This window comes from Streptomyces marispadix (assembly GCF_022524345.1).
In the GTDB taxonomy this organism is placed as follows: Bacteria; Actinomycetota; Actinomycetes; order Streptomycetales; family Streptomycetaceae; genus Streptomyces; species Streptomyces marispadix.
This window is the reverse complement of record NZ_JAKWJU010000002.1, coordinates 877,615-903,075: the sequence shown is the minus strand read 5'-3', so window position 1 is coordinate 903,075 and position 25,461 is coordinate 877,615. Positions and strand designations below refer to the sequence as shown.

Genomic DNA, 25,461 nt, shown 5'->3' with positions numbered 1-25,461 from the left:
GTGGGCGCGGGGCCGGGTCAGGGGCCGATGGTTTGGGTTGCTGTTATCTGTCACTTGTCAGCCGTCATCTGTCAGCCGTTATCTGTCACCTGTCACCTGCTATCTGTCAGCCGTCATCTGACAAGCGTCGACGATCATCCGTCACCCGTCATCCGTCATCCGTCATCCGTCATCCGTCGTCTGGCACCGTTCCGCGTTCCGCGTGCCCCGCATTCCGCCGTTCCCCGCGAGGAGTCGGCCCAGCGCGGAAGCCAGCCGGTCCGTGGTCTCCTCGTCCCGTACCGCGATGCGCAGCCACTCCGGGCCCAGCCCGGGGAAGGTGTCACCGCGCCGTACCGCGAACCCCAGCGACCGCAGCCCCTCACGAAGCGCGGCGGCCTCGGGGTGACGCACCAGCACGAACGGCGCCTGCGGAGAGCCGTGTAGGGACAGGCCCTGCGGGGCGAACTCGCCCAGCCGCGCCAGCAGATGGGCCCGGTCGAGGGCGATCCGTCGTGCCGCGTCGTCCGCCTCGGCCAGCGCCGACGGCTCGCAGCACGCCTCGGCCGCCGTCAGCGCGGGCGCCGAGACGGGCCACAGCGGCTGGTGCCTTGCGAGAGCGGCGACGGTGCCGGGGTCGGAGAGCACGTAGCCGATGCGCAGCCCCGCCAGGCCCCAGGTCTTGGTGAGGCTGCGCAGCACCACGAGGCGGCCCGGCAGCGGACGGCCATCGGAGGCGTCGCCGGAGGTCAACAGCGGTGCCAGCGACTCCCGTTCACCCGGTACGGCGTCGATGAACGCCTCGTCGACTACGAGCGTGCGCCCGTCGCGTGCGAGGCGGGCGAGCGTCCGGGAGGGGTGCAGCACGGAGGTGGGGTTGGTCGGATTGCCCACGACGACGAGGTCCGCGTCGGCGGGTACGGCCGCCGGGTCGAGCCGGAAGCCCTCCGCGGCGGTGAGCAGCACACGTTCGACGTCGTGGCCCGCGTCCCGCAGCGCCGCCTCGGGCTCGGTGAACTGCGGATGCACGACGGCGGGTCGGCGCGTTCGCAGCGCCCTCGCCAGCAGCACGAACGCCTCGGCGGCGCCCGCCGTGAGCAGCACCTGCTCCTCGTGGAGGCCGTGGCGGGCGGCGACGGCTCGGCGGGCGGGGCGGCCGTCCGGATAGGCGGCGAGCGTGTCGAGCGACCCGGCGATGCGCGCCTTGAGCCACGTCGGGGGAGCGCCCGTACGGACGTTGACCGCGAGGTCGGTCAACTCACGCCCGGCGCCGCGCACTTCGGCGTCGCCGTGATGGCGGAGCGCACGGTCCGCACCGGTGTCGCCGTCGCCGTGTGCGCCCGACGGCCGGGCCCCGGACGCGGGTTCGGACACGGACTCAGTGACCGTGCCCATGACCGTGCCCGTGCCCATGACCGTGCCCATGACCGTGCCCGTGTCCATGACCGTGTCCGTCGCCGTGCCCGTGCGAGTGGCCGTCGTCGTCGGGGTGGAAGTGCGGCTGCTGCGGCTGTCCGACCTTGTCCTCGAAGCCGGGCAGTGTGACGCGGTAGACGCAGGAGTCGCAGTTCATCCGCACATCGCCCTCGACCGCCTCCCGGTAGCGCTCCACCACCAGCTCGGCCAACTCGTCGGTGGGGCCGATGACATCGGCATTGACGACCTCGACGTCCGGGTTGGCGGCCGACCATCCCTCGGCCTGCATCCGTACACGCTCCGGCAGCACGCCGGTGAAGAGGAAGTACGGCAGGACCACGACCTTCCGTGCGCCCAGCTTCCGGCACCTGTCCAGGCCGGAGGCGACGTCCGGTGCCGCGAGGGAGACGAACGCGACCTCGACGCCCGCGTATCCGCGTCCCTCCCACAGCAGCCGAGCGGCCTTGTGCACCTCTGAGTTGGCGTCGGGGTCGGTGGAGCCGCGCCCGACGAGCAGCACCGTCGTGTCCGCACGGTCGCCCGGGGTGCGCGGCGCCGCCCCGCCGGTGGCGGCCTCGCCGTCGAGCGCTTCCTCGACGCGCCGTTCCAGTACGGAAAGCAGCGAGGGGTGCGGGCCGAGCGGGCGGCCGTAGGTGTACGACAGCCCCGGGTGGCGTTCCCGCTCGCGGGCGAGGGCGGCGGGGATGTCGCCCTTGGCGTGCCCGGCGGAGACCAGCATCAGCGGCACGGCCGCGAAGCGCTTCACTCCGCGGTCGACCAGCTCGGCCACCGAGTCGGCGAGCGGCGGCGGCGACAGTTCGATGAAGCCGCCGCCCACGGGCATCTCCGGGTTGCGTTTGCCGAGGTCGCCCACGAAAGAGCGGAAGGCGGCTGCGCCTTCGTCGTCACGGGTGCCGTGGCCGACGAGGAGCAGGGCGGGAGGGGTCTTCACAGCTTCTCCTTGCTGAACTGGTCGTACGGGGCGGGGTCTTCGCCGGCCCGCCCCTCTACGCCGGGCGTACTCCCGGCGTAGAGAAGGGCGTTGAGCGCTGCGGCGGCGACCGCCGAGCCGCCCTTCTCCGAGATGTTGCTGACGGCCGGGAGGCCGCTCGCGCGCAGCGCGGCCTTGCTCTCCGCCGCGCCCACGAAGCCGACGGGCATGCCGATGACGAGCGCGGGTGACACGCCCAGGCCGATGAGTTCGAAGAGCGCGGTGGGCGCGCATCCGACCACCCACACCGCACCGGGGCCTACCTCCTCGTAGGCGAGACGCACCGCATGTGCCGAACGTGTCAGCTCCGCCGAGGACTTGGCGTCCCCGAGCCGGCACACGGCCTCGCGGCGCGTGATGCCGGAGGCGACCATCTCGACGTCCGCCACCACGGGCGCGGGCGCTGCGGGACGGTGCAACGCGGCGTGTGCGGCGCGCAGTTGCTCCTCGTCGGTGACGAGGTCGTCGGCGTAGCCGAGGTCGGCGCTGGAGTGCACGACCCGCTCCACCACGGCACGGGTGAGGGGAGGCAGCGCCGAGGTGTCGAGGCGGGAGCGCAGGATGCGGTACGACTCCTGCTCGATGGGGTGGACGGCACGGCGTGCGTCCGGGACCGGGGTCACGGGGGAACGGCCGTTCATCGAAGACCTCCTCTGGGGCTGCCGGGGTCAGGGTCCCCGCCGGGGGCCGCCGGGCCGGGGCAGCCGCCTGGAGCGGGGCCCGGGTTCCGGCCCGGGACCGCCACTTCGTCTATCGCGTCGACGGGGCACACCTCCACGCACTCGCCGCACCCGTCGCACAGATCGGCACGTATCAGCAGCGTCCCGCCCGACGGCCGTATCGCACGCTGCGGGCAGGTCAGCAGACATGCGCCGCAGCCGGCACAGCGGCCGGAGACGTGGAACGGGGCGACAGCGTCCGGGATTTGGGACGGGGCGGCGCACGAGGGGACGGCGGTCGCGGTGCCGCCCCCGGCCGCAGTGGCGGAGCCCGCCCCCGGCCGGTCGCCGACGCTCATGACTGCCACCTGTAGCCCCGCGGCGTGACCATCCGCCCGGCCACCGTCCTGGTCGCCGTATTGCCGACGGTCACCACCGTCATCATGTCCACCACCGAGGGATCGAGGGCGCCCAGCGTCGTGAGCGTGGCCTGCTCGTCGCGTCGGCTCGCGTTCCGTACGACACCGACGGGAGTGCCGGGCGAGCGGTGCTCGGAGAGGATGCCCAGCGCCTTGGGAAGCTGCCAATGGCGGCCCCGCGAACGGGGGTTGTAGAACGTGACCACGGTGTCGGACTCCGCCGCGGCCCTCACCCGCCGCTCGATCACCTCCCACGGCGTGTGCAGATCGGAGAGGCTGATCGAGACATGGTCGTGGCCGAGCGGGGCGCCGAGCACGGCCGCCGCCGCCAGCGCCGCCGTGACACCGGGGACCCCCACCACGTCGATGTCCCCGCCCGCTTCGGCGAGCGCGGGCGAGGCCATGGCATAGACGCCCGCGTCGCCGCTGCCCACGAGGGCCACCGCCCGTCCCGCACGTGCCTCTGCCACGGCCGTACGGGCGCGCTCCTCCTCGCTGCCCAGGCCGGATTCGAGGACCCGGGTGCCGGGGCGCAGCAGGTCCCGGATCTGCTCCACGTACTGGTCGAGGCCCACCAGCACCGAGGCACGGCGCAGTTCGTCACGGGCGCGCGGCGTCAGCAGGTCGCGGGCGCCCGGTCCGAGACCGACCAGCGCGAGCCTGCCGCGTGGGCGGCGGCGTGCCACGGCGGCCGTCGCCATCGCCGGAGTGCCGTCCAGCGGCACGGACTTGGACTTGGGGACGATCAGCCGCCCGTCCGGACCCGCCGCGGTGAGGGCCGCGGCCTCCGCGACGGACGGTGTGCCGACAGCGGCACGCGGCGCTTCGGACGGGTTCGGCACCTCGACGTCGGCGAGGACGTCGGCGCTGTAGGTGCGCAGCGGCAGGTCCAGCCGGTCGGCGGCGGTGAGCAGACCGGGCTCGCCCGCCTTGGCGTCGACCGTCGCCAGCTCCGTCACGGAACGCACCGAGAGCCCCGCCTCGTCGAGCGTCCGCTCGATGAGTTCGACGACCTCGTCGCCGCTGACCCCCCGGCTGGCTCCGACCCCGACCGTCAGCGACGGCGGGCGGAGCACGGCCTCGTCCGGTCCGAGCGGAAGGATCTCGTCCGTCACCCAAAGTGTGGGCGTGGGACCGGAGTTGAGGGACGCGTTCGCGGTACGGGACTCGTCGCGCTCGCCGTCCGGCGCGCTCCCCCGGCCGTCCCCGTCCCCGTCCCCGTCCCCGTCCGCCGTCTCCCGTGGGGACGGCAACGGCACCACGTGGCCGGGGAAGGCGGGCAGCGGCCACTGTGCGGTGGCCCGCAGCGCCACCCTCGTGCCGTCGAGGATGGCGCGGGTGACGGACGGCACGGCGCCCTCGACGGGCCAGCCGAGCGAGTCCAGACCGGGCACTCCCGCCGCGTCGGTCGCGGTGGTGATCACGGGTTCGCAGCCGGGCAGGGCCTCCGCCACCGCTCTCGCCAGGTCGTTGGCGCCGCCCTCATGGCCGCCGAGCAGCGCCACCGCGTGCTGCTGCGCCTCGTCCACGCACACCACCCCCGGATCGGTGCTCTTGCCGGAGAGCAGCGGCGCGAGCAGCCGTACGACGGCACCCGCGGCGAGGAAGCACACCACCGCGTCGCACTCACGGAAGGCACGTGCGACGGCCTCGCGCACCGTCATGTCCTCGTGGACGCGGGTCTCGTAGACGCGGGTACGGTCCGGCCACGCCGCGTTCAGCCGGTCGCGTGCGGACGCGCCGGCCGCGGTGGCGGAGATCAGGCCGATCACGGTGCGGCTCCTTCTGAAGTGTCGTTGTTTTCGGGGGTGTTGGCCGGGGTGCTGCCAGGGTTGCCGCCGGGAGCGCTGCCGTGGGTGCTTTCCGCTGTGGCGGGCCCGGCGTGCGGCACGGTGCCCCACAGCACGAAGACCGGATTGGTCGCGGCGAGCCTCATGACGTCGCCGGGAAGCGGCGAGAGCCGTGAGGAGTTCAGCAGCACGCCGTCGGTGACGAGTCCGGCACCGGACAGCGCTGCCCGTACCTCCGGCACCCGGTCGAGTGCGGCCAGGGTGACGACCACGCTGCGGCGCGCACGGGCGGCGCAGGCCGCGACGATCCCGGCGAGATCACGCCCGCCGCCGCCGACGAAGACGGCGTCCGGGTCGGGAAGGCCGTCGAGCACCCCGGGGGCACCGCCGTGCACGGTCTGTAGGTCGACGCCGTGTGCGGCGGCGTTCGCGCGAACGCGTTCCACACCGTCGGCGGCCTGCTCCACGGCGACGGCCGCCGCACCGAGAAGGGCGCACTCGACGGCGACGGACCCGCTGCCCGCGCCGACGTCCCAGATCAGATCGCCGGGTCCGGGCGCCAGCCGCGCGAGGGCGAGCGCCCGTACCTCGTACTTGGTGACCATGGAGTCGCGGTGTGCGAACTCCTCCTCCGGCAGGGCCCATCGGGAACGTGGTGTACGGCCCCCGGCCAGTGCGCGCTGAGCGGACGGGACCGTGCGTGCGGGGTCGAGGCAGAGGACGACGCTGACCGGGTCCGGCCAGGCGCGTGCCGCGGCCTCGGCGGGGGAGAGGCGCTCCACGCGTTCGTCCTCCGTGCCCAGCGACGTCGCCACCACGAGGGTCCGTGGGATGCCCGTACCGGCGAGCGCGGCCCCCAACTCGGCCGGGCCGCAGGCCGGTCCGGTCAGTACGGCGGTCTTCGGGTGCGAGCGGCAGAGATTGACTGCGGTGCGCGGGTCGCGGCCGTGTGCGCTGACGACGGCCGCGTCGTCCCAGGACAGGCCCGCGCGGGCGAAGGCGAGCCCGACGGACGGTACGGACGGCAGCACACGCAGGGCGGAAGCGCCGAACCGTTCGGCGAGGGCCCGCACGATCCCGAAGAAGCCGGGGTCGCCGGAGGCGAGCACGACGACACGGGCGGGCGCGTCCTCGCCGGTCCCCGAGTGGGAACGCGCCCCGCCGAGGTGTGCCGCGATCGCGTCGAGAGCCGGGGCGAGCGGGCCCAGGACGATGCGTTCCGCACCGGGTGGCAGCGGGGCCGCATCCAGATGCCGCCGGGCGCCCACGACAAGCGTGGCCTCCGCCAGCGCACGTGCGCGTGACCGGTCCTCCCCGTGTGCGGCCGGTACCGCACCGGCAGACCCGGCGCCCGTACTCGTACCCGTTCCCATGACCGTGATCACGGCAACAGCCCCCCGCCGTCCGGCAGTCGGGACGAGGCGACCAGGGTGCGTCCGGTGAAGTCGACCATTCCCGCCTCCGCCGTCACCGCGTCGTCGGTGAAGCGGGCCATCACCCGCGCGACGCGGCGGCACAGTTCGCTGCCGGCGCTCTCCAGCAGACCGGCGGACTCCCAGAGTTCGTAGGCGTGGCGTGCGGTGTTCGCATGGGCGACCCGCTCCACGAGGGAAGCCGTGCCTCCGCCGGTACGGGTGATCTCCGCGAGCAGGGCCGTATCGACCTTCGAGCGGGTGTAGTGCGTCATCAGCACCCCCGACGCCAGCTTCGTCAACTTCCCCGCCATGCCGATGAAGACCACATGCGGCACGCCGCCCTCGACCGCCCGCCGCAGTGCCGCGCCCGTGAAGTCGCCGACCTCCACGAAGCTCACGGACGCCAGTTGCGGCAGCAGTTCCATCGCGCCCTTCTCCGTGCGGCCTCCGGTGCACAGCACGACCGCGGGCACGCCCTGCGCCGCCGCCACCGAGACGGCCTGCTCGACGCTCGCGCGCCACGAGGCGGTGGAGAAGGGCCTGACGATCCCCGTCGTGCCCAGGATCGAAATGCCGCCCAGAATCCCCAACTTGGCGTTGGTGGTCTTACGGGCACGCACCTCGCCGTCCGGCACGCTGACCGTCACATCCACGCCGTGCGTGCCCAGGTCGATGACCTCGCCGACCGCCTGGCCGATCATGCGACGCGGCACCGGGTTGATGGCCGGGCCGCCGACTTCCAGCCCCAGCCCTGGTCTTGTGACGACGCCGACGCCGACTCCGCCGTGCAGTGCCAGACCCGGCGCGCCCTCGCGCCAGCTCACCGTGGCCGTCAGATGCGAACCGTGTGTCACGTCGGGGTCGTCGCCCGCGTCCTTGACCACCACCGCCTCCGTACGTCCCCGCCTCAGCTCGGCGGAACGCTCCACCGCGAACGTCACCCGCCGCCCCGAAGGCAGCGCCACCTCCACCCATGGCTGGGGGCGTCCCGTAGCCAGATGGAGCGCGGCGGCGCGTGCGGCGGCGGAGGCGCAAGTGCCCGTGGTCCAGCCGGTACGCAGCGCCTTGGGGCGGGCCTTGGCCGTACGGGGAAGACCGGGCTCACGCAGCTCCGGACCCTCCGAACCGGTGCCCTCCGAACCGGACCCCGAGGGGCCGGGCCCCGACGGACCCGAGCCCTCCCGACCGGCCCCAGGCGCACCGGACTTGGGCCCCCCGGCATTCGACGCGCCCGAGCCGGGCACGCCTCGGACGCCCGGCCGCTCCCGCGCGGGCGCTCCGGGCGTCTCGGGCGTCTCCGGCTGCTCGCCGCCGGCGGAGCCGTGACCGGTGGTCATCGCTCAGCCGCCCGCAGCCGTCCGGGCCGTACGGGCCGCCGCACGCAGCGCGCGCCGCGCCTCCGGGTCCGCACGCCGGAAACCGTGGAAGTGCCCCGGGTGGTACAGATGCGAGCGCGTGCCCGAGGCGGACAGCGCCGGACCCACCAGGAAGAGCGTGTGCTTCCAGAGCTTGTGCTCCTTGACGGTCTCCTCCAGCGTGCCGACCGTGCAGCGCAGCAGCAGCTCCTCCGGCCAGGTCGCCTGGTAGGCGACCACGACGGGCGTGTCCTCCGGGTAGCCGCCGTCGAGGAGTTCGTCGCGCAACTGCCCCGAACGCGCCGCCGAGAGGAACAGCGCCATCGTCGTGCCGTGCCGTGCGAACTCCCGTACCTCCTCGCCCGGCGGCATCGGCGTCTTGCCGCCGCCCAGCCGTGTGAGGATCACCGACTGCGCGACCTCCGGCACCGTCAGCTCCCGGCCCGCGAGCGCGGCCACCGCCGAGAACGACGCCACGCCCGGCACGATCTCCACCGGGATGCCCAAGTCGGCGCATCTGTCGGCCTGTTCCTGAGTGCCGCCCCACAGCGCCGGGTCGCCGGAGTGGATTCTGGCCACCTTCAGGCCCTGCCGCCGGGCACGCTCGTAGACGGCGACGACGTCCTCCAGCGACATCGAAGCCGAGTCGAGGATCTCCGCGCCGGGGCGGGCGTGTTCGAGCACCGCCTCCTGTACGAGGCTCGCCGCCCAGATGACGACGTCCGCCTCCGCGATGGCGCGTGCCGCGCGGAAGGTGAGCAGATCCGCGGCGCCCGGACCGGCGCCGACGATCGTCACCTTGGCGCGGTCGGCGTCCGCCCCGCCGCCGCCCGTCTCGGGCATGCCGTCCGAACCGGTTCTCGTACCGCCTGAGTCGACGCTCACAGCTTGCCTCCTCGTGCATCCCGCCGGGCTGGGGCGATCAGCGTCGACAGATACGGCAGCCGCTCGCCCTCCTCCGGTTCGCCGCCCTGCGGGGCGGCCTCGTCGGCGTGCCGGATCGATTCGCCGGGCAGCCCCAGCGAGGAGCCCCACACCGCGCCGTCGATGCGGCCCGTCTCCCGCAGCACCTCCGCGACCTCGGCGGCCAGCCGCCCGAACTTGTACGCCACGACGGTCCCCGGGCCCTCAAGTGCCCGCCGCAGCACGGCGATTCCCGCCGTCACCGGCACCAGCGTCAGCGGTTCCGTGCCCTCCGTGAGGATCGCTCCGCTGCGGGCCGCGAGGTCCTGCATGGCGGTGACGCCGGGAACCGTCTCCACCGCCACCCCCGGCACCGACTGGCGCACGGTCTGCGCGAGATAGCCGAACGTGGAGTAGACGTTGGGGTCTCCGATGGTCGCGAAGGCCACCGAGCCGTGTGCGCCCAGCAGCCGGGCCACGCGTGCGCCTGCCGCGTCCCAGGCGGCCTCCCGCCGTGCCCGGTCGCTGTGCTCGTTCAGCGCGAAGACGACCCGTACGACCTTCGACGCGTCGACGTAGTGCAGCACCGTCGCCTCCGCTCGGCCGGTGCCGCCGTCCTCCATCACCGGTACGACCACGACACCGGCGTCGCGCAGGGCGTTCACGCCCTTCACGGTCACCAGCTCCGGATCGCCGGGGCCGACGCCCACTCCGGTCAGTCTTGGCACGGGACACACCTCTCCACGAACCGGCGGGCCATCACGGGAGCGGAGGCCCAGTGCACATGCAGATACGAGGCGTGGACGTTGCCGAAGGGGCCGCCCACGAAGCCCTCCCTGCGCCGCTCGGGCCGTACGACGCCCCACGCGGGCTCGCCGCCGGTGGCCGGCGTGACGGCGGTGCGGTGGAACTCATGCCCCCGCACCCGCAGTCCGGCGGGCGCCAGGACGCTGTCGTCGACGGCCACGGCCTCGCGGTAGCCGAGCGTGAGCCGCTCCGTCATCCGTGCCGAGCCGTCGAGTACGGCGCACATCTCCTCGCCGTCCAGTTCGCGCGAGAGATACAGCAGCCCCGCGCACTCGGCCGCCACCGGGCCGCCGTCGAGGACCAGCCGCCGTACGTCGGCCCGCAGCGCCTTGTTCGCCGACAACTGCGGCCCGTACACCTCGGGGAAGCCGCCGCCGATGACGAGACCTCGTGTGCCCTCGGGCAGCGCCTCGTCGTGCAGCGGATCGAAGGTGACGGTCTCGGCGCCCGCGGCGTGCAGCAGTTCGGCGTGCTCGGCGTAGGAGAAGGTGAAGGCGGGACCGCCCGCGACCGCTATGCGCGGACGTGCCCCGGGTGCGGCCGCAGGGACGGACCGACCGTCCGCCGCACGCACTTCGGCCGCCGGTTCCCAGGGAGTCACCGGCAGCGGGGGAGCGCTGCGCGCCAGCGCCAGCAGCGCCTCCAGGTCGCAGCCCGCACGCACACGGGCGGCCAGCGCGGCCACCGATTCCACGGCCTCCGCGCGGCGTTCGGCCGCCGGCACCAGACCGAGATGGCGGGACGGGGCGTCGCAGTCCGCGTCGCGGCGCAGCGCGCCGAGCACCGGCACACCGCAGCCGTCCAGCGCCTCCCGCAGCAGGGCCTCGTGACGGTCGGAGGCGACCTTGTTGAGCACCACCCCCGCCACCCGCACCTCCGGGTCCCACGACGCGAAGCCGTGCACCAGCGCCGCGACCGAACGCGACTGCGACGAGGCGTCCACTACCAGCACCACCGGCGCCCTCAGCAGCTTCGCCACCTGCGCCGTCGAGGCCAGCTCACCGGCGCCGCCGGCGCCGTCGTACAGGCCCATCACGCCCTCTACGACGGCCAGTTGGGTACCGGCGGCGGCATGCGCGAACAGCGGGGCGACCAGCTCGGGACCGCACAGATACGCGTCGAGGTTGCGTCCCGGACGGCCCGTGGCCAGGGCGTGATAGCCCGGATCGATGTAGTCGGGACCGGTCTTGTGCGGTGAGACGGTCAGGCCCGCCTCGGTGAAGGCGGCCATCAGCCCCGTCGCCACCGTCGTCTTGCCGCTGCCGGAGGACGGAGCCGCGACGACGAGACGCGGAGGGTTCACGCAGCGCTCGCTCATGCACTCACCACTCGATGCCCCGCTGGCCCTTCTGGCCCGTGTCCATGGGGTGCTTCACCTTGGACATCTCGGTGACCAGATCGGCCGCGTCGATCAGTTCACGCGGAGCGTGGCGTCCGGTGACGACCACGTGCTGGGTGCCGGGACGGTCCCTCAGCACCGACACGACCTCGCCGACGTCGACCCAGCCCCAGTGCATCGGGTAAGCGAACTCGTCGAGCACGTAAAGGCGGTACGTCTCGGCGGCCAGGTCCCGCTTGACCTGCTCCCAGCCCTCGCGGGCGGCCTCCTCGCTGCTCATCTCGCCGTCGCGCTGGATCCAGGACCAGCCCTCGCCCATCTTGTGCCAGTCGACGGCGCCGCCCTCGCCGCTCGCGCCCAGCACCCGAAGCGCACGCTCCTCGCCGACCTTCCACTTGGCCGACTTCACGAACTGGAACACCCCGATCGGCCACCCCTGGTTCCAGGCCCGCAGCGCGAGCCCGAAAGCGGCCGTCGACTTGCCCTTGCCGGGGCCCGTGTGCACCGCGAGAAGCGGCCGGTTGCGGCGCTGACGTGTGGTGAGCCCGTCGTCCGGTACGGAGCTGGGCTGTCCCTTCGGCACTACGCGGCCCTCCGATTCTGCTGCCGGATCCGCGGGGAGTTCCGCGCCGCGGACGCTCCTCCCGCTGCGGGCGTCCCCGCCGGAGTCGACGCGGGCGTCCCCGCCGGGGCCGTGGCGTCCGCCGTCGCGCCCGTGGCACGGGTGCCGGTGGCGTGCCGTACGAGATCCGTGACCGCCTCGGCCCGCAGCTCCTCCAACGTGACCGCCTCACCGCCGAGATCGGCGGCGAGGGCGTCCGCGAGCCCCAGCCGCACCGGCCCGGATTCGCAGTCGAGCACTACCGACGCCGTCCCGTCGGCCGCCAGCAGGCGCGCCGCACGCCGGGCGCGGGCCACCGGCTCGGCGCCGCCGGTGGCCCGCCCGTCTGTGACGGTGACCACCAGCGGACGGCGCGCGGGGTCGCGCATCCGCTCCACGCGCAGCACTTCTCGCGCCTTGAGCAGCCCGGCCGCCAGCGGCGTACGCCCCCCGGTGGGCAGCGACTCCAGCCGGGCTGCGGCTGCGTCCACGGAAGAGGTGGGCGGCAGCGCGACCTCCGCCCCGACCCGGCGGAAGGTGACCATGCCGACCTTGTCGCGCCGCTGATATGCGTCCAGCAGCAGCGACAGCACGGCGCCCTTGACGGCGCTCATCCGCTGCCGTGCCGCCATGGAACCCGAGGCGTCCACCACGAAGAGCACCAGGTTGCCCTCGCGCCCCTCGCGTACGACCTCACGCAGATCGTCACGGCGCAGCACCAGGCCGCGCCCCTCGCGTCCGCGGGCGCGCTGATGCGGTGCCGCCGCCTGCACGGTGGCCGCGAGATGCAGCCGCCCGAGCACACCCTGCGGCCTGCGGGCCCCGGTGGTGCGTCCGTGCGCGGTACGGGCCCGTGAGCGGTTGCCGGAGGCGCCCTCGCCGAGTCCCGGTACGCGCAGGGTGCGGGCGCGGAACGGCTCGGAGGCGGAGGCGGCGGGCTTCTCCTGGGCCTGGCCCGTGGACGGTCCCTCGCCGCTGCCGTCTTCCTCGTCCTGCCCGCCCTCCGGCGCGGAGGCGGAGGGCGGCACCGGTGCCTGCCGGTCCTGCCGTTCGTCCTGGGCCCGCTCCCGCTGGCCGGGCAGTGACGTCTCGCCCTGCGGGGGGTCCTCGGGCGGGCCGTCCTGCGGTGGACGCCCGCCGCCGGGGCCGTCGGGGTCCGGGTCGTCGTCGCCGTCCTCTCCGTCGGGGTCGGCTTCGCCGTCCGCGTCGTCGTCGGCGCCCGCATGCCCGCGAAGCGTCTCGTCGAGCTTCTCCTCGTCCAGCCCGGGAGCGTCGAACGGATTGCGCCTGCGGCGGTGCGGGAGCGCCAGCAGCGCCGCCTGCCGCACGTCCTCGGCCGTGACGTCGGTACGTCCCGCCCAGGCCGCCAGCGCCGTGGCGGTACGCGCCATCACCAGGTCCGCGCGCATCCCGTCCACTTCGAACGCCGCGCACGTCGCGGCGATCTGCCGTAGCGCCGCGTCACCGAGGCGTACCCGAGGCAGCAACTCCCTTGCCGCCGCGATCCGTTGACGCAGCGCGTCCTCCTCCGCCGCCCAAGTCGCGGCGAATCCCTCCGGGTCGGCGTCGTAGGCGAGCCGTCGGCGCACCACGTCCACACGCTCGTCCGTCTCGCGGGACGCCGTCACCTCCACGGTCAGCCCGAAGCGGTCCAGCAACTGCGGCCGCAGCTCGCCCTCTTCGGGGTTCATCGTGCCTACGAGCAGGAACCGTGCGGCATGCCGTACGGACACGCCCTCACGTTCCACGTACGACGAACCCATGGCGGCGGCGTCCAGCAGCAGATCCACGAGGTGGTCGTGGAGCAGGTTGACCTCGTCGACATAGAGCACACCGCGGTGCGCGTCGGCCAGCAGGCCCGGCTCGAACGCCTTCACGCCCTCCGACAGGGCCCGTTCGATGTCGAGCGCGCCGACGAGACGGTCCTCGGACGCGCCCACCGGCAGCTCCACCAGCCGGGCCGCGCGGCTGTCTCCGGGCGCTCCGTCGCCGTGCGGGCCGTCGGGGCACGCCGGGTCGGGCGCCGCCGGATCGCAGGAGAAGCGGCAGCCCGGCACGACCTCGAGGCGCGGCAGCAGCGCCGAGAGCGCCCTTACGGCCGTGCTCTTGGCGGTGCCCTTCTCACCGCGGATGAGGACGCCGCCGATGGCCGGGTTCACCGAGTTCAGCAGCAGCCCGAGCTGCATGTCCCGCATTCCGACGAGTGCGGTGAACGGATAGGGGGTGCTCATGCCCTCTTGCCTCCCTGGTACGGCCGCCGGCACGAACTGCCTTGCACGCGGCCGGAGTCGAGGTGTGCGCTTCGCGGATGTGCTGTACGCGGGTGTGCGGTACGCGGGGGTTCGATGCGCGGGTCGGCGCCACGCGGTTGTGCGGCACGCGCGGTCGCCGCCGTCATCCGTCGTCCTCCGGGTCGTCCTCGGGGCCGCCCTCCAAGTCGCCCTCCAGCTCCAGATACGTCTCGCGCAGCCGCTCCAGGGTCCCCGGATCGGGCTCCTGCCAAAGGCCACGGTCGGCGGCCTCCAGCATCCGCTCGGCGATGCCGCGCAGCGCCCATGGATTGGAGCGCTTCATGAACTCCTGGTTCTCGGGGGCGAATACGTACTCGGCGGCGAGCTTCTCGTACATCCAGTCGTCGACGACGCCGGCCGTCGCGTCGTAGCCGAAGAGGTAGTCCACGGTCGCCGCCATCTCGAAGGCGCCCTTGTAGCCGTGTCGGCGCATCGCCGCCATCCAGCGCGGGTTGACGACGCGGGCGCGGAAGACGCGGTGCGTCTCCTCCCCGAGGGTGCGGGTCTTGACGCGGTCCGGCACCGCCGAGTCCCCGATGTACGCCTCGGGGGACTCGCCCGTCAGATGGCGGACGGTGGCGACCATCCCGCCGTGGTACTGGAAGTAGTCGTCGGCGTCGGCGATGTCGTGCTCGCGGGTGTCGACGTTCTTCGCCGCGACCTGGATGCGCCGGAACGCGGCCTCCATGTCGCCGCGTGCGGGACGCCCGTCCAGTCCGCGTCCATAGGCGTAGCCGCCCCACACCGCGTAGACCTCCGCGAGGTCCGCGTCGGAGCGCCAGTTGCGGGCGTCGATCAGCGGCAGCAGGCCCGCGCCGTACGCGCCGGGCTTGGAGCCGAAGATGCGGGACGTGGCCCGGCGGCGGTCGCCGTGCGCCTCGGTGTCCTCGTCGGCGTGCGCCCGCACGAAGTTGCGGTCGGCGGGCTCCTCCAGCTCCGCCACCGCCCTTACGGCGTCGTCGACCATGGCCACCACATGCGGGAACGCGTCACGGAAGAAGCCGGAGATGCGCACCGACACATCGATGCGCGGCCTGCCCAGCTCCTCCAGCGGCACCACCTCGAAGCCCGTGACTCGCCGCGACGCGTCGTCCCACACGGGGCGGCAGCCCAGCAGAGCAAGGATCTCCGCGATGTCGTCGCCCTGCGTACGCATGCAGGACGTACCCCACACGGTCAGCCCGACCGAACGCGGATACTCGCCCGTGTCGTCGAGATGGCGCTGGACGAGCGAGTCGGCCAGCGCACTGCCCACATCCCAACTGAGCCTGGACGGAATGGCCTTGGGGTCGACGGAGTAGAAGTTCCGCCCGGTCGGCAGCGTGTTGACCAGCCCGCGCGTCGGCGAGCCGGAAGGGCCCGCGGGGATGTAGCCGCCGTCGAGGGCGTGCAGTACGTTGCCGATCTCGTCGGTGGTGCGCGCCAGACGGGGCACGACCTCCTTCGCGGCGAACTCCAGCACCCGTACGGCATCGGCCGGTCCGACTCCGAGCACGCCCGCGACCACGGGTGCCGCCTGCTCTTCGGACCAGTCGCGCGCCTCCATCTCCTCGACGAGCGTGCGCGCCAGGCGCTCCAGCAGATCCACCGCGTCCGACGCGGTACGCGACGGGCCCTCCGCCAGCTTGGCCAACTCCTCGGGCACATCGGCGCGTGCGCCCGGCTCCGCCAGCAACTCGCCCTCGACGAGCCCGAAATGGGCCGCGAGCGCAGCCCGCAGACCGGGCAGCGCCCCCGAGACTCCGCCCCACACCTGCGCCGAACGCAGCACCGCCAGCGCGAGGTTGACGCGCGGCTCGCCCTCGGGGCCGCCGCCGAGGATGTGCAGCCCGTCGCGGATCTGCACGTCCTTGATCTCGCACAGCCAGCCGTCGACGTGCATCACGAAGTCGTCGAACTCGTCCTCGCCGGGCTGCTCTTCGACGTGGAGATCGTGGTGCAGCTCCGCCGCGCGCACCAGCGTCCAGATCTGACTGCGCACGGCCGGCGCCTTGGCGGGGTCCAGGTCGCTGACGAGCGCGTACTCATCGAGAAGCTGCTCCAGCTTGGCGAGATCGCCGTAGGAGTCGGCCCTCGCCATCGGCGGTACGAGATGGTCGACGACGGTGGCGTGGCCCCGGCGCTTGGCCTGGGTGCCCTCGCCCGGGTCGTTGACGATGAACGGGTACACCAGCGGCAGATCGCCCAGCACCGGGTCGGGAGCGCACGCCGCGGAGAGGCCCAGGCCCTTGCCGGGCAGCCACTCCATCGTCCCGTGCTTGCCCATGTGCACGATGGCGTCGGCGCCGAAGCCGCCCTCCGACTCGGCCGACTCGATCCAGCGGTACGCCGCCAGATAGTGGTGCGACGGCGGCATGTCGGGGTCGTGGTAGATGGCGATCGGGTTCTCGCCGAAACCGCGTGGGGGCTGGATCAGCACCACGACGTTCCCGAACCGCAGGGAGGCGAGGACGATTTCGTCCCCGTCGACGTACAGGCTGCCCGGCGGCTCGCCCCACGCCTCCGTCATCTCCGCACGCAGACCCGGGTCGAGACGCGCGAACCACTCCCGGTAGTCCTTCAGCGGCACCCGCGCGGGCGCTGCGGCGAGCTGCTCCTCCGTGAGCCACTCCACGTCGTGGCCGCCCGCGGCGATCAGCCGGTGTATCAACTCGTCGCCGTCGTCCGGGTGTCCCTCCACCCGGTACCCCGCGTCGCGCAGCGCGTCCAGCAGCTTCACGGCGGAGGCCGGGGTGTCCAGGCCGACGGCGTTGCCGACCCGTGAGTGCTTCGTGGGGTAGGCGGTGAAGACCAGCGCGAGCTTCTTCTCGGAGTTCGGCTTGTGCCGAAGTGCCGCGTGGCGTACGGCGATTCCCGCGACACGGCGGGCACGCTCCGGGTCCGCCGCGTAGACGGGGACGCCGTCCGGGCCCTCCTCCTTGAAGGAGAACGGCACCGTGATCAGCCGTCCGTCGAACTCGGGGATCGCGACCTGCATCGCCGCGTCCATCGGGGACAGCGCGGCGTCCGACTCCGACCACGCCTCACGTGTGGTGGTCAGGCACATCCCTTGCAGCAGCGGCACGTCCAGCTCGGCGAGCGCACCGATGTCCCACGTCTCGTCGTCGCCCCCGGCGGAGGCGTCGCCGGCGCGCGTGCCGCCCGCGGCGAGCACCGTCGTCACCAACGCGTCGGCACGGCCCAGCAGTTCGTACAACTCCGGATCGGCGCTGCGTGGCCTCGTGCGCGCTCCGTCCCGGCTCCGCCGCGGGCGGGTGCCGGTCGCGGTGCCCGTTTCCTCGTCCTGGGGGCGTTCCTCATCGCTCCCGGCCCCCGCCCTCCGCCGCGTATCGACTGCGCCGCGCAGCGAACCGCAGTAGACGGGAAGGGCGTTGGCGCCCGCGTCCTCGATCGCGTCGCACAGCACGTCCACGAAGGCGGTGTTGCCCGCCAGTTCGTGCGCCCGGTAGAAGAGCACGCCCACCGTCGGCCGCCCCGGCCGCTGCTCGCGGGCGCCGTGCACCCCGAACTCCGGCATGGCGGCGGGCGGTTCGAAGCCTTCCCCGCTCATCAGCACCGTGTCGGACAGGAAACCTGCGAGCTGCCGGAGATTCTCCGGCCCGCCCTCCACGAGATATCTCAGCGCCTCGGCGACCACGCCCGAGGGCACACTCGACTCCGCCATCAGCTCGGCGTCCGGCACGGCCTCCCCGCCCAGCAGCACCGTCGGCACCGACGACGCCTTCAGCGCCGCCAGCCCGTCCTCCCAGGCACGCTTGCCGCCGAGCAGCCGTACGACCGCGATGTCCGCGCCCTCCAGCAGCCCCGGCAGGTCCTCCGCCGCATCCACCCTCGTGGGATTGGCGATCCGGTACGCGGCGCCAGAGGCGCGGGCCGCGAGCAGATCCGTATCGGACGTGGACAGCAGCAGAACAGTGCTCATGAGGACGCTCCCGCGTGTCGTGCCTCCGGCGCGCCCGGCCCGACGAACGGCAGGCCCGCAGGCGGGCCCGACTCGATCAGCCGCAACAGCGCGTCGGTGTCGGCGTGTTCTTCGATGAGATCGCCCAGGCGATCCAGTTGCTCCTCGCGCAGCGCCGCGAAACCGGTGTCCGAGGCCGGTACGAATCCCGTGCGCCCCGCCTCGTCGGCCACCGCGCGCAGAAACGCCCTGCGGAAGCCGTCGCTCTCCAGCGCTCCGTGCCAGTGCGTGCCCCGTACGGAACCGATGCGGCAGCCGTCCAGGGGATTGCCGCCGGCGTCGGCGAACAGCGCCTCGCCGCCCGTGACTTCGGCGACGCCGTGATGGATCTCGTAGCCCTCGGCATGCTCGCCGAGCGCACGGCCCGAGGGCCGGGCGAGCGTCTTCTCCTGCGCGAAGCGCACCCTCAGCGGCAGCAGACCGAGACCCTCGACGGTCCCGGCCCGCGACTCGACGTCGTCCTCGATCCGCTCGCCCAGCATCTGGAATCCCCCGCAGATGCCCAGCACGGGACGACCCTCGGCCGCGCGCCGCACCACCGCCTCCGCGAGGCCGCGCTCCCGCAGCCAGGCCAGCGCCTTCACGGTGCCGCGCGTGCCGGGCAGCACCACCAGATCCGCGTCGGCAAGCTCCTCGGGACGGGCGGTGAAGCGGACCACGACACCCGGCTCGGCGGCCAGCGCGTCCACGTCGGTGAAGTTCGACATCAGCGGCAGCGCCACAACGGCTATGCGCAGCACGTCACTTCCGAGCGGAGCCGCTTCCCGGGGCTCGCCGACCGCGCCGCCCAGTGACACCGCCAGCCCGTCCTCCGCGTCGATGCCGAGACCGCGCCGGAAGGGCAGAACTCCCAGCACCGGCCGCCCCGTCAGGCCGTGCAGCATCTCCAGACCCGGCTCCAGCAGCGCCACGTCACCGCGGAACTTGTTGACCACATAGCCCGCCAGCAGAGCCTGATCGCGCTCCGCCAGCAGCGCCGTCGTACCGAAGAAGGACGCGAAGACCCCGCCCCGGTCGATGTCGCCCACCACCACCACGGGCAGTCCTGCGGCCCTGGCCAGGCCCATGTTGACGATGTCGGTACGCCGCAGATTGATCTCCGCGGGGCTGCCGGCGCCCTCGCAGATCACCGCGTCATGGCTGCGCCGCAGCTCCGCGAGGCAGTCGGCGACCGTGTCCAGCAGACGCTCCTGCCTGCCGGAGTGGTAGCCCTGCGCGGTCATCTCCCCGACGGGCCTGCCCAGCAGCACCACTTGGCTGCTGCGGTCCCCGCCGGGCTTGAGCAGCACCGGGTTCATCAGCGCCGTCGGCTCGGTGCGGGCGGCGGCGGCCTGCATGGCCTGCGCCCTGCCGATCTCCGCGCCCTCCCTCGTCACATACGAGTTGAGCGACATGTTCTGCGCCTTGAACGGCGCGACCTTCATGCCCTTGCGTGACAGCCAGCGGCAGATGCCCGCCGTCACCACGCTCTTGCCCGCGTCGGACGTGGTGCCCGCGACGAGCAGCCCGCCGCCGAGTCCTCCTCCGCTGAGCCGACCGTTGCCGGGCCGACCGTTGCCGGGCCGGCCGCCCGGCTCCCCGCCTCCGCGCTCTACGGCCTCACTCACGCCCGTCCCCCTTCCCCCGCCGCTCGCTCCGCCCGAGGCCGGAATCGCCGCAGCCGCAGCGCCCCGGCCGCCGAGGTGATCACCAGCGCCAGTACGCCCACACGCCGCGAAAGCCGCACCGCCTCGGCGATGTCCCGCGTATGCACCGCGCGCCCGCCCGGGTTGAGCACCGGCCTGCGCTCGACGCGTCCCCCGTAGCTGAGGGTGCCGCCCAGCCGCACTCCCAGCGCGCCCGCGAACGCGGCCTCCACGGGACCCGCGTTGGGGCTGGGATGGTCACCGGCGTCCCCGCGCCACGCCCGCAGCGCCCCCCGAGGAGAGGGCCCCGCCAGCGCGGCGAGCACCGCCGTCAGACGCGCACCGGGCCACCCCGCTACGTCGTCCAGCCGGGCGGCTGCCCATCCGAAGCGCAGAAAACGCGGCGAGCGATGACCAAACATCGCGTCGAGCGTGTTGACCGCGCGGAAGGCGGCCATCCCGGGAGCACCCGCGAGGGCGCCCCACACCAGCGCGCCGACGACGGCGTCCGAGGTGTTCTCCGCGACCGACTCGACGACGGCGCGTGCGACGGCGTCCGCGTCCAGCGACTGCGGGTCGCGTCCGCACAGATGCGGCAACAGCCGCCGTGCGCCCGCCAGATCGTCCGCCTCCAGCGCCGAGGCCACCGCCAGGGCCTCCTCCCGCAGGCCGGTGCCGCCCAGCACGGTCCAGGTCACCGCGGCGTCGAAGAGCGTGGCGCCGCCCGCACCTGCCACGGCGCGGACCGTGCGCCCGAGCGCCGTCACGGCGGCGACCGCGCCACCGGCGCACAGCACCGTATGAGCGGCGCCCGCCGCCCTGCCGTCCCGCCACATGACGCGCTCGGCGGCCCCGGCGGCCTTGCCGAAGACGGCCACCGGATGCCCGCGCCGGGGATCGCCGAAGAGCAGATCACCGAGGTGACCGAGGGCAGCGGCGCATACGTAGGCTCGATCGGCCCGCATCGTCAGCGAGCCGTCGTGGTGCCTCGAAGGAGTACGCGGGCGGAGGCGTGCCGCCGCCCGGCGGGGTGCGGAGCCAGGCGGAGGGGCACCCGGCGGACCGGAATCCGCCGCACAGGGGCCTGGCAGTCCGTCGATCGGTGTACGCCGTAAGGGACTTGGGGACCGCCGGTCACCCGCGCCCCGAAGTGAAGGCGCGCGGACACAGGTGTGGGAGAGGCTGGCAAGCCACGCATGACGGAGTCCTCACTCAGGGTCCTCGCCCTGGTTCGACGTGCCGGCGACGAGAGTCTCCTGGCTCCCGGATCGCTGCGACCCCCGGCCTTCCAGCCCTCGAACTAACGGGCCGTGACCTTCGGTTGGGGGTGCGCTCCCCGGTGACAGTGGCGGGACCGCGCCGGATTCGCACCGGCTTCCTCTCCTGCCGCCGTTGGGCAATCGGCAGTCCACCACGTACCGACAGGGCCGTCAACTCGCCGCTGACCTGCGACGGGAGAGTGTGAGCAGACACACGGCAGGCCGCGCCGGAACATGGCGAAGGGGCACGGAGCGCCCCTCCGTACCCCTTCAGAATCCCTCGCGGGAACACCGGCGGACGACCTCAAGCGCCCGCCGGCGCCACCCGGTTCAGGGAGCGGTGATGATGTAGATCCCGTAGGCCACGGCCGCCGCGCACAGCGCGAAGCACGTGTATGCGCCGGTCCGCGCGAGCACGGTCGTACCGCCGCCGGTCTGCGAGCCCTCCGCCCTGCCCGTGGAGGAGCCCACGATGCCGAGCGTGAACACGCCCACCAGGGCGACCGAGGCCACGAGGCTGACGCCGAATACCTGTCCCAGCGCTGCCCAGTCGATGTCCATAGCGTTTCCCTGTCGTTCCGGTGTCGGATTGCGTTTCGGCTATGCGTCGGCGTGCTGCGCCGCCGCGGGTACGCCCTCCGGGACCCCCTCGGGGGCGCCCTGCGTATTTCCGTCCCCGGCCTCGGCAGCCGAAGCCGCCTTGGCGTGCACCGCTGCCGCAGCGGGCGGCGGTGCGACCGTACGGAGCGCGGCGGTGACGACTCCGGCGGGCTCCGGCTCCGAAGACCCGGGCAGCGTCGCGTCGTTGACGTTGGTGTGGTCGACGGGCTGACGGCGCGAGAGCAGCCAGATGCCCGCGCCGACCGCCACCGCGAGCACTGCGACGGTGCTGACGCCCCAGTCGCCCTGCTGTGCCAGCAGAGCCGCGCCCGCGGCGACGATCCCCGCCGCCGGGAGCGTCAGCCCCCAGCCCGCCACCATGCGGGCCGCGGTCGACCAGCGCACGATTCCGCCCTTACGGCCCAGCCCGGAGCCCATGACCGCGCCGGAGCAGACGTGAGTCGTGGACAGCGAGAAGCCGATGTGGGAGGAGGCGAGGATGGTCACCGCGGCGGAGGTCTGCGCGGCGAATCCCTGCGGGGGCTTGATGTCGGTGATGCCGTTGCCCATGGTGCGGATGATCCGCCAGCCGCCCAGGTACGTGCCGAGGGCGATGGCCAGTCCGGCCGAGACGATCACCCAGGTCGGCGGGTCCGCCTGCGGGGCGATCACACCGCCGGTGATCAGGGCGAGAGTGATGACGCCCATGGTCTTCTGTGCGTCGTTCGTGCCGTGTGCCAGGGAGACCAGCGCGGCGGAGGTGATCTGCCCCGTCCGGTAGCCCTTGGCGGTCTGCTGCTCGTCGGCCTTGCCCGCCGCCCGGTAGGTCAGCCGCGTAGCGAAGAGCGCGGCGAGACCCGCGACCAGCGGTGCGGCGACGGCGGGGATGAGCACCTTCATCACGACGGTGCCGCCGTTGACGGCACCGATTCCGGCGGACGCCACGGTCGCACCGAGCAGGCCGCCCATCAGCGCGTGCGAGGAGCTGGAGGGGAGCCCGGCGAGCCAGGTCAGCAGGTTCCAGATGATCGCTCCGACCAGCCCTGCGAAGATCACTTCAGGCCGGATGCCGGAGCTTTCGTCGATGATTCCGGAGGAGATGGTCTTTGCGACCTCGATGGAGAGGAAAGCCCCGACGAGGTTGAGGACCGCCGACATCGCCACCGCTGTCTTGGGCTTGAGTGCCCCGGTGGAGATGGTGGTGGCCATGGCGTTGGCCGTGTCGTGGAAGCCGTTCGTAAAGTCGAACACCAAGGCCGTGACGATCACGATCCCGATGAGAAGCGTGATGTGTTCCATTCACCCAGGCACAATCCGCTCGAAGTTTGATGTCCAGATGAACGTAGGGACGGTGGGTGAACGGCAGATGAACTGCGGCGGGCCTGTGAGTGTCGCTCCCGGACGCCTGTTGTGAGCGGTGTCACACACCCGTCGCACCTGCATCTCCGCCCTCTCGGACGGTCCTGCGCCGCAGCTCGCGAAGGTGCACGGGGCATCTTCCGCCGATGCGAACGGAATCTCGCGGGCGAGCCGGAGGCCCGGCCTGAACGGGCGTGACGTCCGAAGCCGCGGGATGCCCGGAACCAGCCGCGGGCTGTAGGGAACTACACAAGCGGAACTACGGGAGCGGAAGTACAGGACCGCAACTACGGAACTGGTGGACAGGACAGGTGGAACGGTTGGATCAGCGGAAGCCGGAGCCGGAGCCGACGACGACCCCGGCGGCCGACCCGGACGAACTGCTGTGCGCATGGCGGGAGTTGGCCGCCACCGCCCGGCGAACGACCGCCGAGGGACTGGTCGTCGGCACCTCGGGCAACGTCTCCGCGAGGGTCGCGGACACCGTACTGGTGACACCGAGCGGCGTCCCCTACGAGCGCCTCGGCGACGGCGACCTGTGCGCGGTCGACCTCGAAGGCCGCCGCACCGCGGGCAGCCTGACGCCGACGAGCGAACTCCCCATGCATCTCGCGGTCTACCGGCACACCGGCGCCCGGGCGGTCGTCCACACGCACGCCGTGCACGCCACCGCGGTCTCCGCCCTCGTGGGCGAACTCCCCGCCATCCACTACATGACGGCCGCGCTCGGCGGCCCCGTGCGCGTCGCGCCCTACGCCACCTACGGCAGCGACGAACTCGCGGCACACATGCTCACCGCCCTCGAAGGCCGCAGCGCCTGCCTCCTCCAGAACCACGGCACGATCGCCTACGGGGACGATCTCCGCCAGGCGTACGAGCGCACCGCCCAGTTGGAGTGGATGTGCCGCGTCTGGCTCGCCGCCCACTCGGTGCCGGGGCGCACCCCCTCGCTGATCCCGGACGGCGAACTCGCCCGCGTACAGGAGAAGTTGAAGGGGTACGGGCAGCGGCCCACACCTGAGTGAGCCCACGGCGCCGAGGCCCGCGGGGGCGGCGGGCGAGCACATCGCGGCCGGGAGCCCGTATATCAGGGCGGACGCCCACGCGCCGGGCCGCGCGGCCGAGTTCACCCCGGCGGCACCTCACCACTGGCCGCACGGACCTTCCGTCCCCGACACTGGCCGAATGCGTCTGCGCACCGCGGCACTCGCCGCCACCTCCGTGACGTTCGCCGGTGCCGCCGCGGTCGCCGCCGGGCGGTACGCCGCCGACGCGGCGCTGCGGCCCGTACGCCGCAGCTCCTCCGGGCGAGCACGGCTGCCCGCCGGATTCGGCGGGCCCCCGCTGACCGTGCACACCGTCGGCGACGGAGAGGTCGCCCTCACCCGATCCCTGACCGCGCAGCTCCCCGGCGTCTACGGGCTCGTGGGGCGTGACTGCCACGCCGTTGTGGGGCCCGTGCTGGACGGCGAGCCCGCCAAGGCGTCCCCCGACACCGTCGTACGCCGTCTCGAACGGGTGCACCACGGCGAACTCAGGCCCGGCACCAGGCTGTGGCTCACACCGCAGACATGCCCCGACGACGCGGCGGAACTCGCGTACACCGCGGACGCCGCCACGGCCGGAGCGCCCGCCGAGACCGGCGACCCGGCGGGCCGCGACGACGGCATCCCCGCCCGTACCGCGGTTCAGGTGCCCGGCGAACTCGGCCCACTGCCCGCGTGGTTCGTCTCCGGAGCCCGCGACACCTGGGTCGTCGCACTGCACGGACTCGGCGCCACCCCCGCACAGGCGCTGCCCCTGCTGCCCTTCTACGCCAAGCTCGACCTGCCGGTGCTCGCGCTCGCCTACCGCGGCGACGCCGGTGCGCCGCCACCGCCCGACGGTGTACGCCACCTCGGCGGCTCCGAGTGGCGCGACGTGGAGGCCGCGATCCGCTACGCCGTGGAGAGCGGAGCCCGGCAGGTCGTGCTGCACGGCTGGTCCAGCGGGGCGTCCATGGCGCTCAGTGCGGCGGAGCGGCTGAGCGGCCGCAGCGCAGGCGCGGCCGGCAGCGGGGCCGCCCACGGCACCGGCAGCATCGGCGAGCAGCCCGGCGATCCGGCCGCCGTCGGCAGGATCGCCGGACTGGTGCTCGACTCGCCCGTGCTGGACTGGTGGGCCACCGTGCGAGCGCTCGCCGCCGCCCGGCACACCCCGCGGGCGCTGCTGCCGCTCGCCGTACGCGCCGCCCAGGGACGCGCACACCTGCCGGAACCGGAACGGATGCGGCAGACCGTGGACCCCGCGGCGGTCGACGTACCGGCGCTGCTGCTGCACGGACCGGACGACACCGTCGCCTCCTGGCAGCGCTCCAGGGAACTGGCGTCCGCGAACGTGGAGTTCGTCAGCCTGCACACCGTGCCCAGCGCACCGCACGCTGCGATGTGGAACGCCGACCCCGAGGCGTACGAGGAGAAGGTGCGTCACTTCCTGACCCCTCTGATGTGATCCACTCTGATCCGATGTCATCCCTCTGATGTGAACCCGTCAGAGGTGATCCCCGGGCCGATGTGAACCCCGCGCCCGGCCACCCGTGCACCCGCAAAGTCGCGAACCCGCTCGAAGAGGCGCGTGCGAAGGTCGTTGGAAGCGCTGCCATCGCATGTCACGGCCGCCCGCGCGCCCGCCCGCTTTGCCCCCTCAAATGCCC

Annotated in this window: 19 protein-coding genes and 1 riboswitch; of the genes, 2 read left to right on the top strand and 17 right to left on the bottom strand. The window is 73.3% G+C overall.

From position 1 onward, the window contains the following. Window positions 1–162 precede the first annotated feature (162 nt). The 17 genes from cobC to MMA15_RS03885 form a co-directional block, all read right to left on the bottom strand. Window positions 163–1,374 (bottom strand): Rv2231c family histidinol phosphate aminotransferase CobC, encoded by a 1,212-nt coding sequence (gene cobC, locus MMA15_RS03965; protein WP_372498318.1) that lies wholly within the window; start codon window positions 1,372–1,374, stop codon window positions 163–165. Continuing rightward, window positions 1,358–2,347, bottom strand: a complete 990-nt coding sequence (locus MMA15_RS03960) for a sirohydrochlorin chelatase (protein ID WP_241057537.1) — start codon at window positions 2,345–2,347, stop codon at window positions 1,358–1,360. Before MMA15_RS03960 ends, cobC begins: the two co-directional genes overlap by 17 nt. Next, window positions 2,344–3,027, bottom strand: coding sequence for a precorrin-8X methylmutase (locus MMA15_RS03955; RefSeq protein WP_241057536.1), 684 nt, complete (start codon window positions 3,025–3,027; stop codon window positions 2,344–2,346). The genes MMA15_RS03960 and MMA15_RS03955 overlap by 4 nt, the downstream gene beginning before the upstream one ends. Further along, window positions 3,024–3,404 carry a 4Fe-4S binding protein gene (locus MMA15_RS03950; RefSeq protein WP_241057535.1) on the bottom strand — a complete coding sequence of 127 codons (381 nt, stop codon included), beginning with the start codon at window positions 3,402–3,404 and terminating at the stop codon, window positions 3,024–3,026. The genes MMA15_RS03955 and MMA15_RS03950 overlap by 4 nt, the downstream gene beginning before the upstream one ends. Beyond that, window positions 3,401–5,236, bottom strand: coding sequence for a precorrin-3B C(17)-methyltransferase (gene cobJ / locus MMA15_RS03945; RefSeq protein ID WP_241057533.1), 1,836 nt, complete (start codon window positions 5,234–5,236; stop codon window positions 3,401–3,403). The genes MMA15_RS03950 and cobJ overlap by 4 nt, the downstream gene beginning before the upstream one ends. Further along, complete coding sequence (gene cbiE / locus MMA15_RS03940; RefSeq protein ID WP_372498173.1) at window positions 5,233–6,639, bottom strand: precorrin-6y C5,15-methyltransferase (decarboxylating) subunit CbiE; 1,407 nt, start codon at window positions 6,637–6,639, stop codon at window positions 5,233–5,235. Before cbiE ends, cobJ begins: the two co-directional genes overlap by 4 nt. Next, on the bottom strand, window positions 6,636–8,006 hold the full coding sequence (locus tag MMA15_RS03935) for a cobalt-precorrin-5B (C(1))-methyltransferase (RefSeq protein WP_241057529.1): 1,371 nt from the start codon (window positions 8,004–8,006) through the stop codon (window positions 6,636–6,638). The genes cbiE and MMA15_RS03935 overlap by 4 nt, the downstream gene beginning before the upstream one ends. A 3-nt stretch (window positions 8,007–8,009) precedes the next feature. Next, on the bottom strand, window positions 8,010–8,867 hold the full coding sequence (gene cobM / locus MMA15_RS03930) for a precorrin-4 C(11)-methyltransferase (protein WP_241062972.1): 858 nt from the start codon (window positions 8,865–8,867) through the stop codon (window positions 8,010–8,012). A 38-nt stretch (window positions 8,868–8,905) separates the two neighbouring features. Further along, window positions 8,906–9,655 (bottom strand): precorrin-2 C(20)-methyltransferase, encoded by a 750-nt coding sequence (gene cobI, locus MMA15_RS03925; RefSeq protein WP_241057527.1) that lies wholly within the window; start codon window positions 9,653–9,655, stop codon window positions 8,906–8,908. Next, window positions 9,643–11,052, bottom strand: a complete 1,410-nt coding sequence (locus MMA15_RS03920; RefSeq protein ID WP_241057526.1) for a cobyrinic acid a,c-diamide synthase CobB — start codon at window positions 11,050–11,052, stop codon at window positions 9,643–9,645. Before MMA15_RS03920 ends, cobI begins: the two co-directional genes overlap by 13 nt. Before the next feature lie 4 nt (window positions 11,053–11,056). Beyond that, window positions 11,057–11,656, bottom strand: coding sequence for a cob(I)yrinic acid a,c-diamide adenosyltransferase (gene cobO, locus MMA15_RS03915; protein ID WP_241057525.1), 600 nt, complete (start codon window positions 11,654–11,656; stop codon window positions 11,057–11,059). Continuing rightward, window positions 11,656–13,905: a putative cobaltochelatase gene (locus MMA15_RS03910; RefSeq protein WP_241057524.1), complete on the bottom strand. Its 2,250-nt coding sequence runs from the start codon at window positions 13,903–13,905 to the stop codon at window positions 11,656–11,658. The genes cobO and MMA15_RS03910 overlap by 1 nt, the downstream gene beginning before the upstream one ends. Window positions 13,906–14,068: 163 nt before the next feature. Then, complete coding sequence (cobN, locus tag MMA15_RS03905) at window positions 14,069–17,887, bottom strand: cobaltochelatase subunit CobN (protein ID WP_241057523.1); 3,819 nt, start codon at window positions 17,885–17,887, stop codon at window positions 14,069–14,071. Continuing rightward, entirely contained in the window at window positions 17,884–19,431 is a 1,548-nt protein-coding gene (locus MMA15_RS03900; RefSeq protein ID WP_241062971.1) for a cobyric acid synthase, read from the bottom strand. The genes cobN and MMA15_RS03900 overlap by 4 nt, the downstream gene beginning before the upstream one ends. Before the next feature lie 98 nt (window positions 19,432–19,529). Then, entirely contained in the window at window positions 19,530–20,516 is a 987-nt protein-coding gene (locus tag MMA15_RS03895) for a cobalamin biosynthesis protein (protein ID WP_241057522.1), read from the bottom strand. A 284-nt stretch (window positions 20,517–20,800) separates the two neighbouring features. Next, window positions 20,801–20,932: riboswitch (cobalamin riboswitch) on the bottom strand. Between the two features lie 208 nt (window positions 20,933–21,140). Beyond that, window positions 21,141–21,371, bottom strand: a complete 231-nt coding sequence (locus tag MMA15_RS03890) for a hypothetical protein (protein ID WP_241057521.1) — start codon at window positions 21,369–21,371, stop codon at window positions 21,141–21,143. Between the two features lie 39 nt (window positions 21,372–21,410). Next, a complete protein-coding gene (locus MMA15_RS03885) occupies window positions 21,411–22,709 on the bottom strand; it encodes an inorganic phosphate transporter (protein WP_241057519.1) in 1,299 nt (432 codons plus the stop codon). A 440-nt stretch (window positions 22,710–23,149) separates the two neighbouring features. On the opposite strand from MMA15_RS03885, the gene MMA15_RS03880 reads away from it, so the two are divergent. Together MMA15_RS03880 and MMA15_RS03875 are read left to right on the top strand one after the other, a co-directional pair. Next, window positions 23,150–23,794 (top strand): class II aldolase/adducin family protein, encoded by a 645-nt coding sequence (locus tag MMA15_RS03880; RefSeq protein ID WP_241062970.1) that lies wholly within the window; start codon window positions 23,150–23,152, stop codon window positions 23,792–23,794. A gap of 160 nt (window positions 23,795–23,954) precedes the next feature. After that, the gene (locus tag MMA15_RS03875) at window positions 23,955–25,259 is read left to right on the top strand and encodes an alpha/beta hydrolase (RefSeq protein WP_241057518.1); all 1,305 of its coding nucleotides are present in this window, start codon (window positions 23,955–23,957) and stop codon (window positions 25,257–25,259) included. Window positions 25,260–25,461 lie beyond the last annotated feature (202 nt).

What these genes read in the sequence shown, in the direction of transcription:
- MMA15_RS03910 (WP_241057524.1), bottom strand. Translation starts at nt 13,905, where the DNA reads ATGAGCACCCCCTATCCGTTCACCGCACTCGTCGGAATGCGGGACATG.
- MMA15_RS03885 (WP_241057519.1), bottom strand. Translation starts at nt 22,709, where the DNA reads ATGGAACACATCACGCTTCTCATCGGGATCGTGATCGTCACGGCCTTG.
- MMA15_RS03950 (WP_241057535.1), bottom strand. Translation starts at nt 3,404, where the DNA reads ATGAGCGTCGGCGACCGGCCGGGGGCGGGCTCCGCCACTGCGGCCGGG.
- MMA15_RS03920 (WP_241057526.1), bottom strand. Translation starts at nt 11,052, where the DNA reads ATGAGCGAGCGCTGCGTGAACCCTCCGCGTCTCGTCGTCGCGGCTCCG.
- cobN (WP_241057523.1), bottom strand. Translation starts at nt 17,887, where the DNA reads ATGAGCACTGTTCTGCTGCTGTCCACGTCCGATACGGATCTGCTCGCG.
- cobM (WP_241062972.1), bottom strand. Translation starts at nt 8,867, where the DNA reads ATGCCCGAGACGGGCGGCGGCGGGGCGGACGCCGACCGCGCCAAGGTG.
- cobC (WP_372498318.1), bottom strand. Translation starts at nt 1,374, where the DNA reads ATGGGCACGGTCACTGAGTCCGTGTCCGAACCCGCGTCCGGGGCCCGG.
- MMA15_RS03890 (WP_241057521.1), bottom strand. Translation starts at nt 21,371, where the DNA reads ATGGACATCGACTGGGCAGCGCTGGGACAGGTATTCGGCGTCAGCCTC.
- MMA15_RS03935 (WP_241057529.1), bottom strand. Translation starts at nt 8,006, where the DNA reads ATGACCACCGGTCACGGCTCCGCCGGCGGCGAGCAGCCGGAGACGCCC.
- MMA15_RS03875 (WP_241057518.1), top strand. Translation starts at nt 23,955, where the DNA reads ATGCGTCTGCGCACCGCGGCACTCGCCGCCACCTCCGTGACGTTCGCC.
- MMA15_RS03955 (WP_241057536.1), bottom strand. Translation starts at nt 3,027, where the DNA reads ATGAACGGCCGTTCCCCCGTGACCCCGGTCCCGGACGCACGCCGTGCC.
- MMA15_RS03895 (WP_241057522.1), bottom strand. Translation starts at nt 20,516, where the DNA reads ATGCGGGCCGATCGAGCCTACGTATGCGCCGCTGCCCTCGGTCACCTC.